Here is a 14,415-nt window from a genome sequence, read left to right on the forward strand (position 1 = left end):
CAGTCCTTTGTCAATGGCAATTTATTCTGGCGTGTTGCGCCCGTGCGGGTACAAACGCTGTGCGGCGGCGTGCAGTTGCGCGGTAAAGCCGCGCGCGTTGCGGGGCTCGGCAGGGGGGTCGCTTTGCGCCGGGCCCTGGGTCAGGTGTGCGGGGTCCAGGGTGAATACCGAGGGGTCGCTGAGCAAGCCATCGGCACTGAGGCTGGTACGGCCCTGGCGGCCCAACAGCCAGGCAAGGTCCAGCTCACTCTCGCGTTGGCTGCGCTGCACGCTGTTGCTGACAAACTGGCCTTGTACCAGCCCCAGGCCGGCACCGATGGATTCACTTTGCTGCTGGGCCACGCTTGCAAGGCGCAAGCGGCTGCCGCCGGTTTCCCAGCTGGAGAGTTCATTGAGGCGTGCGTCCCGCTCCACCACCGGCGAGATGAAGATCGCCGGCACCACGTCCGGGATCGGCAGGCGGTTGAAGGGGTCGCCCGCCGGTCGGTCGAAAAATGTACCTGCCGGCGCTGGAATGAACGGCGCGGCGATATCCAGGGTTATCACCAGTTCGGCCTGGTCCTGGCCGCCGGCAAGATCGCCAATGGTGTAGGTGAACACATCCTGCAGCACCTGGCCCAGGCCTGCCGCTGCCAGCACCTGTGGGTTGGTCAGGTCGATGCTGTAGGTGTAGCTGCCGTCGGCATTGAGGACCAGCGTGCCGTACAGGCCTTGCAGCGGCTGGCCAACACTGCCCGAAGCACCGCTGGCATTTTCTGCACCGGTGCGCACACCCACCACCTGCAGGCTGTCGTTGCCGTCCACATCACTGTCGTTGGGCAGCACATTGCCGCTGGTTTGCGGTGCCGGCACCTGGTCGCTGGCCAGGGCGCTGTCGTTCTGCGCCACGGGTGCGTCGTTGGCGCCCTGGATCACCACGGTCAGGCGTGCATCGGCCGTGGCACCGGCGGTATCGCGCATGCGGTAGGTGAAGGTCTCGGAAAGTGTCTCGCCCGCAGTGCGCAAGGCCTGGACGGTGGGGTTGCTGTTGTCGATCAGGTAGGTGTAGCTGCCATCGGCATTGAGTGTCAGCTGACCATAGCGACCGACCAGTACCTGGCCTGCGCCGACCGATTGGCCCGCTTCGTTGCTGACGCTTTGTACCTGTTTGCTCTCACCATTGGCGACGCCGTCGACATCGGTATCGTTGGCCAGCACATTGCCCTGGCCGTCGCTGCCCGGGCTACCGTTGGCCACACCACCGGCTTCCACGGCGATGCTGCCATCGTCCTGGGCATGGGGGGTGTCGTTGCGGCCATCGACGGTGATGGTCAATTGGGCGGTGTCGAACGCACCCCAGAAGTCGACCAGGGTGTAGTTGAACACGTCAGTGAGGGTCTGGCCGCTGGTGCGCAGGGCCTGGACCTCGGCCAGGTTGTTGTCGAGCACATACTGCCACGTGCCGTCGGCATTGAGCGTCAGGTCACCGTAGAGGCCGCGCAAGGTGCTGCCCACGGTGCCCACGGTACCTGCACCGGTGCTGATGCCGATGACGTGCAGGGCGTCGCCTTCCGCGTCGGTGTCGTTGTCGGTGATGACATTGCCGCTGGGGTTGATGCCGGCCTCGCTGTTGTCCAGGCCGCCGGCCTCGACGGCGGTGGCGGTGTCATCGTTGGCCACTGGCGCATCGTTGCGCCCGCGGATGATGATATTGATCTCGGCCAGGTCGTTCAGGCCACCCTGGTCGGTGACCTGATAGGTGAAGGTATCCCGCAGGAACTGCAGCGGCCCGAGGGCGAGCACCGTAGGGTTGGTGCTGTCGATGTTGTAGATGAAGCTGCCATCGGCGCCGATGATCAGCTCGCCGTAGAGCCCGGTGATCACGGTGCCATTGGTGTTGTTGGTGCCGCTGTTGACCAGGTCGAGGGTGCCGGCCGCGGCTTCGTTGCCGAAACGGACACCGCTGACGTGCTTCTGGTCGCCCTGGTCGACATCGGTGTCGTTGGGCAGCACGTTACCCGTGGGGTTGACGCTGTTGCCGTTACCATTGTCGGCCACCGCCAGGGCCAGGTCATTGCTGGCCACCGGGGCATCCCAGGCACCCTGGACGGTGATGGTCAACTGCGCGGTGTCGAGACGCCCGGCCGTGTCGCCCATGCTGTAGGTGAACTGCTCGATCAGCGATTCGCCCTGTTTCAGGCCCTGGACCGCTGCGAGGCTGTTGTTCACGACATAGGTGAAGCTGCCATCGGTGGCGATGGTCAGGGTGCCATACAGGCCATTGATCACTTGACTGCCAGTGACGACGTTGAGAATGCCGCCCGCTGCCTCGTTGCCGGTGCGGATGCCGTTGACAGTCTTGGTGTCGTTGACATCGACGTCAGTGTCGTTGGCCAGCACGTTGCCGCTGGGGTTGACCCCGGGGGTGGCGTTGAAGGTGCCTCCGGCTTCCACTGCAAGGGCGATATCGTTGACCGCCACCGGCGTGTCGTCACGGCCCTGGATGATGATGATCAGCTGTGCCGAGCTGGTAGCACCGGCCAGGTCGCGAATGCTATAGGTGAACGCTTCGGTCAGGGTATTGGTGGCGCCGCGCAGGGCCTGGACCTGCGGATTGTTGTTGTCCAGCACATAGGTGTAGCTGCCATCGGCGCCCAGGGTGAGGGTGCCGTAAGTGCCGACGAAAGCTCTGCCGAGGGTACCGACGTTGCTTCCCTGGGTGACCCCGGTGACGCTCAAGGCTTCGCCGAAAGCGTCGACGTCGGTGTCGTTGCCCAGCACGTTGCCACTGGGGTTGGTGCCCGGGATGTCGTTGCCCTGGCCACCGGCCTCGATGGCCGTGGCGATGTCGTTGCGCGCGACCGGGGTGTCGTTGGCGCCATTGATGTTGATGGTCAGGGTGGCGCGGTCTTCGGCGCCGCTGGCGTCGATCACGGTGTAGCTGAACAGGTCTTGCAGGCTGTTGCCGGCACGCAGCTGTTGCACCTCGGTCATGGCATTGTCGAGGCGGTAGCTGTAGCTGCCGTCGGCGTTGAGGGTCAGCCAGCCATAGGCGCCACGCAGTTCGGTACCCAACGTTCCAGCGGTACCGCCCTGGCCTTCGCTGCCGGTGCGCACCGAGCTGACGGCCTGGGTTTCGCCATAGTCGATCGGGTCGGTGGGATCCTCTCCGCCGTCGACATCGGTGTCGTTGCCCAGCTCGCTGGCCGGCGGATTCTGGTGCAGGACATTGCCGCTGGGGTCCTGGCCCGGCAGATTGTTGTTCAGGCCTCCGGCTTCGACAGCGGTCGCCGTATCGTCGTTGGCCACCGGGTTGTCGTTCTGGCCACGGATGAGCACGATGATTTCGGCGCTGTCGGTCTCGGGGGTAGCCCCGACGCCGTCGCTGATGGTGTAGGTAAAGCGCTCGAGCAACAGGTCGCTGTTCAAGCGCAGTGCCTGGACCGCAGCATTGGAGTTGTCCAGCACATAGGTGTAGGTGCCATCCGGGTTGATGGTCAGGGTGCCGTACAGGCCGACCACCTGGGTGCCGCCCGGCAGCACCGCCACTGTCGTGCCGGTCTGGTCCTCAGCGCCGGCACGGATCTCGGTCACGGTCAGTGGGTCGCCGTCCGGGTCGAAGGCATTGGCGGTGGCATCGCCTGACGGGTTGACCCCAAGCGTTTGGTTATCGACACCACCGGCTTCGGTCGCCAGCGCGACGACGTTCTGCGCCACGGGCGGGTCGTTGACCCCGCGCACGGTAATGACCAACTGCGCCACGTCGGTGAGGCCGGCGTTGTCGGTGATCTGGTAGGTGAACACTTCGGTCAGCGTATCGCCTGGGGGCAGGCCCTGTACGGTGAGGTTATCGCTGTCCACGTCATAGAAAAACGAGCCGTCGGCGCCAATGCGCAAGGTACCGTAGAGCCCGTTGATCACCGTGCCATTGGCCTGGGTGGTGTCGGCATCGACATCCGTGAGGATGTCGACCAGCGGATCGTAGTCGTTCTCGGTTTTGGCGATCACGCCGGTGACTACCAGCTCGCTGCTGGGCCGGTCGGTGCGGTCGACGTCCAGGTCAACGCCGTTGCCGCCCGGCTGATCGATGGTGCCTGGCAGGCTGGGAAACAGGATGACATTGCCGCTGGGGTTGCTCTCCTGGGCGTTGCCGTTGGTGGAGGCCGCCTGGGCCGCAGCCTGGTCGTCGCTGGCCACGGGGTTGTCGTTGGCGCCCTGGATCACGATGCGCAGTTGGGCGACATCGTCCAGCCCGGCCGTGTCGTCGAGCCGGTAGCTGAAGAATTCGATCAACTGATCACCCGCCACCAGGCGCTGCACGGCGGTGTTGTCGTTGTTGACTTCGTAGCGGTAGCTGCCGTCGGCGTTGATGAAAAGGGTGCCGTAGGTGCCGTTGATTTCGGTTTCTGCACCCGCTGCCACGAGATCGAAGTCCCCGGCGGCAGACTCACGCAAATGGCGTATGCCGATAACGGTCCGGGTCTCGCCGTTGGCGTCGCTGTCGACGTCGGTGTCGTTGTCGAGCACATTGCCTTCGGCATTCTGGCCACCGAGCGTGTTGCCGACTCCGCCGGCCTCGATGGCGATACCTTCATCATCCACGCCCACCGGCGTGTCGTTGGCGCCATTGATGGTGACGACCAGGGTCGTGGTGCTGGTAGCGCCGATGATGTCGGAGATCACATAGGTGAAGTTTTCCGTCAGGGTCTGGCCGGCCAGGCGCAGGGCCTGGACGTCGGCATTGTTGTTGTCGACAAAGTACTGGTAGGAGCCGTTGGTCCCGATCAGCAATTGGCCGTACTGGCCGATCACCACGACGGTGCCGTTGACCGGCAGTGTCTGTTGGGTCAATGGCGTGCGGCCAGCCGAAAGCACCCGCAGCTGGTCGGCGTTGGTGGCGATATCGACATCGGTGTCATTGGTCAGCACGTTGCCCCGCGGGTCGATACCGGCCACCGCGTTGTTGGTACCGCCGGCCTCCACGGCGGTGATGGTGTCGGGTACCGCCACCGGTGTGTCGTTCACGGCAGCAAGGATGATCTGCAGGCTGTCCTGGTCAGTGAGCGCATCGCCAGCGGTGCCAGGGATGCCGTCGCCATCGGCGTCGCCAAAGTTGCCCTGGTCGTTGCTGAGCACGGTCAGCGTGTCGGTGCCGTTGAAGTTGGCATTGCCCAGGTACATCAGGTTGGCCAGGGCCAGGTTGAGGTCGGCGAGGTTGCCGGTCAGGGTCATGCTGGCACTGTTGCTGCCGGTGACCGTCACACCCGACGGCGTGGTGCTCAGCGACAGGGTGCCGTGCAGCACGTTCAAGGTGATGGTCAGGGTGCGGTCGTTGATAGCGGGATCGCGGTCGGCGTCGGCATCGCTGACGCTGATGCCGGTGATCGCCAGGGGGATGTCTTCCTGGCCGTTCTGGGTGCCCGGCAGGTTGTTGACCGGCGCATCGTTCTGCTCCACGAAGCCTGCGTCGGCGATGCCGGTGCCGGCATCGGCCAGGGTGACGTTGATCTGACCTACCGCGGTATCGGCGTCACTGTCGATGCGTACGCGCAAATCACCCACAGGCTGCGGGTAGTTGATCAGGCCGGTGGGTACATCGATGCGGAACACGCCCGCCGGCAGTACGCCGAAGCGGTACTGGCCGGTGGCATCGGTCACGGTGCTGAACTGCAGGTTGTCGGCGGTGGTGTCGAGCAGGCCGTCCACGCCGGCCCAGGTCAGGATCACGGTTTGCCCGGCAAGGCCAGGGCCGTCGGGAGCAATGCTGGTGTCGGCGGAGCTGGTGTCGTCCCACAGGGTGCCGCTGATCACGCCAAGCCCTGCGTTGTCGCGCAGGATGTACTGGTTGGGGCCGGTGCCGCTGCCGGTACGCTCGCCATCGACCTGGCCATCGACACCGACGCTGGAGCCGGCGAAGCTGCTGAAATCTTCAGGCAGGCTGCTCCAGGTCAGGGTCGCATCGCTGCTGGCGATGATCTGCGCGTTGGGCAGGGTTACCTGGTACACCACGCTGACCTGGGCGCCGACATCCAGCTGGTCGAAGTTCACGCTCAAGCCGCCGCTGGTGCTGACGCTCACGCCGGCCGGCAGGTTGCCCGGGCCGTAGGTGATGCCGTTGATCTGCACGCTGAGCAGGGTATAGCCGCTGCCGCCGGCAAAGCTGTCGGTGAGCTGGGTATCGAAGGCGGGCAGGCCGCCGTTCTGGGTGAAGTTGATCTGCACCGTGGCGGTGCCGGTGCTGCCGCCGGGGTTGGGGTCGAAGCTGCTGATGTGTTTGTCCAGGCCGGTGAAACTGGGCTCCACCACCTGCTCGAACAAGGTATCGCTGCTGGCCCGGGCGTTGCCGTTGACGATTTCCTGCGCGCTTACGCCGAGCTGGGCGCCGGCAATGTTGCTAGCCTCGTTGCTGACGCGCACGTTGAACTCCAGGGAGATCCCTTCGAGGTCGTCGTCGTTGCCGTTGCCGTTGGTCACATTGCCCAGGTTGAAGGTGATGGTCTGGCTGCCGTCGGGGTTGGTGACGATGACCAGACGGGAAGGGTCGAATATCCCCGTGGGTGCCGCGCCGGAGAGGTCCGGGGTGATGGGCAGGGCCTCGGCGCTGTTCTCGTTGCCATCGATATCCAGGGTGCCGCCAATGATCAGGTTGGCGTCGCTGGTCAGGCCGCCATTGGAGATAAAGGCAATGCGCAGGGCATTGGCCAGCTCATCCGGGGCGATGAATTCCAGGCCGTTGGCCAGGGTGATCTGGATCTGGTAGTTGGGGTTGTCGCCTTCGGGCACCAGCACCACCACGCGGTAGCGAATCACTTCGCCGACCGTGACCTGCTCCACCGGACCATCGGTGGGCGAGGAAGGCGGGGTGTCCGGCAAGCCACCGACCCGCGAAATGCTGATGGCCTGGGCCACTGGCACGATCAAGCTGGAAATGAGCTGGTAGTCGTTGAGCACGCCGCTGTTGAGGGTGCCGTCGACCCCGGTACGTTCCCCGGCCTGGGTGCCGTCCAGGCTGGTCCACTGCACCATGGCCTGGTTGTCGAACGAGGCCTCGGCAGCGGCGGTGGCGTTGATCACTCCACTGATGCGCAAGACGATGCTGCCGCCCTTGGCGATGTCGATATTGGCGCCGCTGACCGTGCGCAACTGGCCGTCGACCAGCTCGAAGTCGACGCCGCCATTGTTGGTGGCGCCATTCTGGTACAGCACGCCGACCAGGGTCAGGTTGTCGATTTCGGTGGGCAGGTTGTCCAGCAGGCTAATGTCGAAGGCGTTGAAGTCGCTGCTGCTGGTGCCATTGCTGATGGTGATGGTGAACTCGACGGGGTCGCCTTCGTCATAGCCGGCAGCGCCGGTGGTGGAGGTCAGCTCCTGGGTCACCTGCAAGGTCGGCTCGCGCACGGTGATGGTGGGCTGGCCGCCGGTGAGCGCAACCGGGCGGTCGACCGGGGTCGTGCCGTTGGGGGTGTCGGCGTCCGGGTCGCTGTAGAGCACCTGGGCACTGTTCTGCAGCGACTTGTTGGCCTGGTTGCCGATGACGTTGTTGGCCACCAGTTGCAAGCGGATCACAAAGCTGTTGTTGCCCGTCTGGTTGTCGGCGCTGGCGCCGGACACGCTGAAGGTCAGGCGGGCATCCACGCCGTCGTCGCCCAGGGTGCCGCCCTGGCCGCCAATGCCGCTGACCACCACACTGCCGACAAAGTCAGCGCCCAGGGCGCCGCTACCGGCAGTGGTGGTAATGATCTGGTAGCCCAGGCCGCCGTTGAAGCTGGTATCCAGGCGCATGCCCGGTGGAATCAGGTCGTCGATGCGCAGGTTCTGGGTGCCGCCTTCGGGCAGCGTGACAATGATGTCGTAGCGCATGGATTCACCCACCACCAAGTCACTGCCGGTGGTGTGGCTGGCGCTGGAATCGCCGTCGTCGAGGCTGCCGTCGGCAAAGTTCTTGCGTATCTCGGGGGCGGCGACCTGCTGGTTGGCGAGGTCTTGCAGGTCGGTGGGGGTGAAGTCGCTGCCGCCATCGACACTGGCATAGTTGCTCAGGGTGGCAGTGCTTTGCAGGCTGCGACTGGCTTCGATGCTGGCGCTGACTTCGACATCGTAGCTGATGACCACAATGTTGGCGCCGCTGGTGTCGGCGGCCGTGCCGCTGCGCCCGGCCTGCAGGCTGGCGACGCCACCGGCGTCCTGGAAAATGATCTGGTTGCCGCTGACGATGTAGTCGGTGCCGGCAACCATCTGGCTGCCGTCGCCGCGATAAATCTGCAGGTTGGCAGTGGCCAGGCTACCGCCGACAAAGCTCAGGCCCGTGGGCAGCGTGATGCTGGTGGTGACATCGAAGGCGCCGCCACCGCCGCTGTTTTCGATGGCCGTGACCAGGCGCAGGCGGTCGGCACCGTCGATGCCACTGATATTGCCATCCACGGCGGCAAGGTCGGTGATGGTGCCGTTGAAGGGCACGCCGGTGCTGCCCGGCGGGTTCCAGCTGCCGGTGGTGTTGGTGACCGTACCGTTGGAGCCGGAGACCACGCCGTGCTTGATATTGAGCACAGGTTCGGCAACCGAGACGATCACCGCGATGTCCGAGGAGATCAGCGTGCGGTCGGTGAGGGTGGTCTGCTGGCTGGACTGGGCCAGTACGTCCAGAGAGCGCTGGTCGGCAAACGGCTGGTCGCCCACGCGCAGGGTAAAGCGCACCACGATACGGCTACCGGCGGTATCGGCGGTGACGAAACTGCCGAAATCGAACACCACCGCGTTGCCATCGGCGCTGGTGACTGTCACCACGCCGCCCAGGTTGGTGTTGCCGTCACCGATCTGCCATTGCCCGGTCTGGTCGCCCTGCGTCCAGGTGATACCACTGACATTGAACAGCGGCAGCGGCAGGTAGGCGGTGAGCTTGAAGTTTTCGTAGTCACCGGTGACCAGGTCGTAGCTGAGCTGGAAAGTGACCTCATCGCCCGGGCGCAGCTCGCCATTGGCAGGTGGTGGCTGGTTGTTGACGTCGAGAATCTCGATGTCGACGTTGCGCGTCGGCACGGTGCTCAGGGTTGAGGAATCATCGGTTTGCGAGGCGCCGGTGAGGTTGAGCACATCCTGCAGCAGGGTGCCTTCGACCACCGCCTGGTTGCCCAGGTCGTCGCCTTCGTTGATTTCGCTGTGGGGGGCGCCAGACGGTGGCCGGTAGCTTTGGCCCACCAGGGCGGTGTAGCTCAGTACCGCCAGCGCGGCGCCTTCAAGGCGGTCGTCGAAGGCCAGGTCGCCATTGAACCAGCCGCCCACCACGGCCGCGGCATTGCGCAGTGACTGGGCGATATCGAACACCATCGAGGTGCTGCCGTCGCCGTTGTCGACCACGCTGGTGACCAGGGTAATGGTGCGCGCCACACCGTTGATGGTCACGGTGAGGGTCGGGGTGCCGACCAGCGTCTGGCCGTCACTGAGCTGGTCGCGGACCACCAGTTGGCCATCGTTGAAGAAGTCCTTGCCGAAGGCGAAGAAGTCCGACACGGCCAGGTTGAGGGTGTACTGCAAGGTATCGCCGGGGGTCACGCCGGTCTGGCCGATATCGTTCTGGATGCCCACTTGCTTGAGCAAGGTGATCGACTTGGCAACGAATTGGACCGGATCGCCCGTGCCGCTGAAGTCGATGGTGGTCGCCGGGGCTACTACGTCGCGCGGGTCCAGCGGTGCCCATTGGCCAGTGGCTGAAGGCGCGTCCACGGTGATGGTCACCGCGTTGCCGGTGACCGGGTCAAGCACCGGTTGGGCGTCTGCATCGAATTCGGGTACATAGAACGCCACTTGAGTGTCTGTGGCGGCCGACAGTGTGGCGTACTCGACGGTGAACGAATCGATAAAGATGTTATCGGCGGCAATCGCCGCAGCGATGGCTGTCGGGTTGCTGATCACCGTGCCGTCGTGCAGCGTGATTGACCGCAGCACGCCGCCGGGGCCCGGGGTAATGGCGGTGACCTGAACGTTGTCGGGCAGGGGTTGCGTCACCACCACATTGCTCAGGGTCTGTCCCGGTGCCGGGGTGATGGTCACGGTCAGGGAGCGGTTGAAGTTGGGGCCGGTGGCCGTTTCGCCTTCCGGGGTGGACACCGTCTGGTCGAACGTCAGTACTGTCGGGTGTACGGTGTAGTCGACGGTGCCGACCTGCATCAGGCTGGGGTCGGCCTGGGGGTTGTCGAGGGGGTCATTGCCAAACTCGAAGCCACCGCTGGTCTTGATCACCAGATCCGGCGTGCCATTGGAAAAAGCGGTGTCTGCCAGCTGGCTGAGGCTGGCGGTGATCTGCACCGGGATCACCGGCTGGTTGGCGGTCACGCTGGCAAATGGCAGCTCCACCACAACCAGTTGGTCGCCGGCGCGCATGCCGTAGGTGGCAGCGTTGAGCACCACGAAATTGCCACTGGCGTCCTTGGCCAGCGGGTGGGTGGCGTTGCCGGAGGCATCGAAGGTGACTGCATGCGTCGTGAGGGTCTGGCCCAAGTAACTGGCGGAGATGAAACTCACGCCATCATCGCCATCCCTACCGGTAACGGGCATGAAAATATTGAGAAACGGCGCGTAGCCTTCCTGGGTCGAAGGGTTGGTGAAGTTCACCGTGAAATTGAAGGTATTACCGAGCAATACATCGTCACCGGCCACCGGCAGGCCGGTGGTGGGCGCGGCATCGGCCAGCAGGCCGTCGAAGTCGGCCAGGGCTGCGGCGCTCAGGGCGATATGCTGGTCGATGGTGCCGTTGCGCACCTCGAGGGTCCAGTCGCCGCCCCCGGCTGCGCTACCGGTGTCGTTGCTGGACGCAGCGACATCGGCGCCCGTCCAGCGGGCCAGTTCGGTGACCAGGGTCTTGCCGGCGTCGCCCGCACCGATGTTGCAGCCGTAGAGCTGGATATCGGCGCCCTGGGTCAGGTTGCCTTGCCACTGTTGCAGGGTGGAGGCGAGATTGTCGACGTTGTCCGCCGTGATGGTGCGGTTGCCCAGGGTGAACTGCCCGGCGCCGCCGTGCGACAGCACCTGGATCGAGTCGACCTTGCCCAGTTGCGCCAGGGCTGCGGTAATTGCCGCCAGGCCGTCCTGGCTGCTGTCGACCACCAGGGCGGTGACGTCGCTGGGCAACTGCGCGACCAGTTGTTCTTTATTTTCGATACGGCTGTCGAGCACCAGCAGGTGGCGGGCGGCCGAGGGTGCAGGTTCGCTGCGCGCCGGGGCATCGGTGGGGGCAGGGTGTGCGCTGGCATCATCCTTGGGGGCCGCCGTATCGGCGTGTTGCTGATCGGCCGCTGCCGTGGCAGCAGCGCCGTCGAACAGAATCCTGGGTTCCAATGCTAGCGTCTGGGTTTGCGGACGCAGATGAAGAGCAGGGGAAAAAACACGCGAACCATGCATAGCAACAACCCTCAGAAAGCACGGCGAACCATTCCATTGAGTTCATTCAAGGCACTGAACAGTGCAAGCGTAGGATGATTCTGAGGGAATTCCAGTTGTTACGACGGCGTGCGTAGTCTTTGGCGTACGCGATTCAGACGTCACCCGCCTGTTCGAGTAGCGAGCGGGCACGTGCGATCACCGGTGCATCGACCATCTGGCCGTCCAGGGCAAAAGCACCGTCAGTGTGGTGCGCCGCTTGCAGTACGCGCCTTGCCCAGTCCAATGCCTCGTCGCTAGGCCGCAAGGCGGCGTGAATCACTGCGACCTGGCTTGGGTGAATACACAGGGCACCGCCAAAACCCATGTCACGGGCAGTCTGTGCTGCCAGGTTAAGGCCGGCAGTGTCCTGGAGAGTGGGGAAGACGCCGTCCAGGGCAGGGGCCAGGCCAGCGACACGGGTGTGCAGCAGGACCGCATAGCGGGCCTGGTCCAGCAGCCGTTCGGCGCCGGGGCTGCCGTTGCGCAGGTTCAGGTCCAGGGCAAGATCGAGGCTGCCGAAGGCCAGGCGCTCGACCCCCGTAGTGCCGGCAATGGCCGGTAGCGCCGCCAGGCCCCGGGCGCTTTCGATGATCGGCACGACCGGCTTGCCGGTCGCCGTGGCCTGGAGCACCTGAGCGGGTGACTCGGCCTTGGGCAGTACGATGCCGCTGACTTCGGCGTAGCGCCGGCACAAGGCAAGATCCACGGCGTGCGCCCGGTGCTCGGGTGCGTTGACCCGTACCAGCACCTGGACGCCAGGATGCGCCTGCAGGAAGCGCTGCAGGTTGTCGCGGGCCTGATCCTTGAGGGACTCCTCGACGGCGTCTTCAAGGTCGACGATAACCCTGTCGGCGCCACTGGCAAGGGCCTTGGGGATGCGTTCCGGGCGGGTGGCGGGCACGAACAGGGCACTGCGGACAACCGCCGGGGTCATTGCGCACCTCCTTCTATATAGGTGACTTCGCCCACCTGGGCAGTGCCGTCCTGGTTCCCCGCCTGGAGCAGGGCTTTTCCTGGTGCCGTCAGTTGGCCGACGATCTGGAACGGCTGGGGTGAAATCAGTGGGCGCACCCCGCGAAAACTGAAGCCTTTGACTGTGGCTTGTGGATGGGCGCGCTGGAAGGCACGCAGGCTCAAGGTCGCTATCAGCGGGCCATGTACCACCAGCCCCGGATAGCCTTCGGTCTCGGTGACATAGGGCCAGTCGTAATGGATGCGATGACCGTTGAAGGTGACCGCCGAATAGCGAAACAGCAGGGTGGCGTCGGGCTCGATGGTTTCTTGCCATTGGCCGACCATCAGCACGTCGGTGTTGCCCAGTTTCGGCGGCGAGGGTTCGCGGTAGACGATGTCCTGTTCATCGACAAGGGCGCACTCACCGTTCTGGTAGAACTCGTGGCGGACCGTGACGAACAACAGCGAGCCCGTACGTCCGTGCTTTTCCTCGACCTTGAGCAGGGTGGAGATGCGCTCGACCTGGGCGTCGACCCGCAGCGGGCGATGGAAGCTCAAGCGGCTGCCTGCCCACATGCGCTGGCGGTTGTAGGCGGGCGGCAGGAAACCACCCAGTGCGGGATGACCATCGGGGCCAAGCCCGGCCTCGGCCACGGGTTCCTGGAAGAATGCCCAGTGCCAGAGCAGCGGCAGGGCCTCCCCAGGGTTGGGTGCCGCCTCGCCCAGGGTGGCCGCGATGCGCTTGACCAGGTTATGGCTGAGCTGGTCGCGGCTTTCTTCGATGCGGCCAACCCAGGTCGAGTAATCAGGTGCGTTCATGGTGGGCTCCTTCACGGTGGCGGGGCGAGGGGGGCAAGGTCATACCACCCCACGTGCGCGTAACTGGCCAATCCGCTCGGCCGACCAGCCCAGGCCTGCCAGTACCTGATCGGTGTGTTCGCCAAGCCCCGGGACCGGGTCCATGCGCGGTGCATAGGCATTGCTGGTAACCGGCGGCAACAGGCCGGGAATGGGGCCGGCAGGCGTGTCGACCTGGGTCCAGCGTTCACGGGCCTGCAACTGCGGATGGTCCCACACCCCCTGCATGTCGTTGACCTGGGCGTTGGCGATCTGTGCCTGCTCGAGTCGCTCGGTGACGGCGCCAAGGCTCAGGCTGGCAAAGGCCTGCACAATCAGGTCGCGCAGCGCCGCACGGTTTTCCACTCGCTTGACGTTGGTGTTGAATCGCTCATCATTCGCCAATGCTGGCTGATGCAGCACGTTGACGCAGAACTGTTGCCATTCCCGTTCGTTCTGCACGCCCAGCATCACCGTGTTGCCATCGCCCGTCGGGAACGGCCCGTAGGGGTAGATGGTGGCGTGGGCCGCGCCGGCGCGCACCGGCGCGCAGGCACCGGCATAGGCGTAGTACAGCGGAAAGCTCATCCATTCGACCAGGCTTTCGAGCATCGACACGTCCACGTGGCTGCCTTCGCCGGTTTTCTCTCGCAACAGCAGGGCACTGAGGATCCCGGTGTAGGCGTACATGCCGGCTGCGATGTCGGCGATCGAGCAACCGGCCTTGGCCATCTGCGATTGCTCCGGGCCGCCGGTCACCGACAAAAAGCCACCCTCGCTCTGGATCAACAGGTCATAGGCTTTTTTCTGTTCGTAGGGCCCACCTTTGCCATAGCCGGAAATGTCACACACGATCAAGCGCGGGAAGCGCGCGTGCAATGCCTCGAACGACAGGCCCAGGCGCGCGGCGGCGCCAGGGGCAAGGTTCTGCACCAGAACATCGGCGTCGGCGAGCAGGGTGTCCAGCACCTCGGTCGCGACCGGTTGCTTGAGGTCCAGGGTCAAGCTCTGTTTTGAGCGATTGGTCCACACGAAGTGCGAGGCCAGGCCCTGGACTCGTTGGTCGTAACCACGAGCAAAGTCACCCACACCGGGGCGCTCGACCTTGATGACGCGGGCGCCAAGGTCGGCAAGCTGGCGGGTACAGAAGGGCGCGGCAATGGCATGTTCGAGGCTGATGACCGTGATACCGTCCAGCGGGCGAGGGCGTGTGGGCTGGCTCATGCTGTT

At 64.7% G+C, this 14,415-nt stretch carries 4 protein-coding genes; all 4 read right to left on the reverse strand.

Annotated features, from left to right (window positions below; genetic code table 11):
* Positions 1-21: 21 nt before the first annotated feature.
* The 4 genes from ABVN19_RS08540 to ABVN19_RS08555 all read right to left on the reverse strand — a co-directional run bounded on the left by ABVN19_RS08540 (position 22) and on the right by ABVN19_RS08555 (position 14,409).
* Entirely contained in the window at positions 22-11,310 is an 11,289-nt protein-coding gene (locus ABVN19_RS08540; protein WP_353632799.1) for a VCBS domain-containing protein, read from the reverse strand.
* A gap of 196 nt (positions 11,311-11,506) precedes the next feature.
* Positions 11,507-12,328, reverse strand: coding sequence for a CoA ester lyase (locus tag ABVN19_RS08545; RefSeq protein ID WP_028945085.1), 822 nt, complete (start codon positions 12,326-12,328; stop codon positions 11,507-11,509).
* Positions 12,325-13,167 carry a MaoC family dehydratase N-terminal domain-containing protein gene (locus ABVN19_RS08550; RefSeq protein WP_105641343.1) on the reverse strand — a complete coding sequence of 281 codons (843 nt, stop codon included), beginning with the start codon at positions 13,165-13,167 and terminating at the stop codon, positions 12,325-12,327. The genes ABVN19_RS08545 and ABVN19_RS08550 overlap by 4 nt, the downstream gene beginning before the upstream one ends.
* Positions 13,168-13,206: 39 nt before the next feature.
* Positions 13,207-14,409, reverse strand: a complete 1,203-nt coding sequence (locus ABVN19_RS08555) for a CaiB/BaiF CoA-transferase family protein (protein WP_028945087.1) — start codon at positions 14,407-14,409, stop codon at positions 13,207-13,209.
* Positions 14,410-14,415 lie beyond the last annotated feature (6 nt).

The organism is Pseudomonas vranovensis, assembly GCF_040438935.1.
GTDB lineage: Bacteria > Pseudomonadota > Gammaproteobacteria > Pseudomonadales > Pseudomonadaceae > Aquipseudomonas > Aquipseudomonas vranovensis.

Coding starts and splice junctions, on each gene's coding strand:
- ABVN19_RS08545 (WP_028945085.1), bottom strand. CDS start 12,328: ATGACCCCGGCGGTTGTCCGCAGTGCCCTGTTCGTGCCCGCCACCCGC.
- ABVN19_RS08550 (WP_105641343.1), bottom strand. CDS start 13,167: ATGAACGCACCTGATTACTCGACCTGGGTTGGCCGCATCGAAGAAAGC.
- ABVN19_RS08555 (WP_028945087.1), bottom strand. CDS start 14,409: ATGAGCCAGCCCACACGCCCTCGCCCGCTGGACGGTATCACGGTCATC.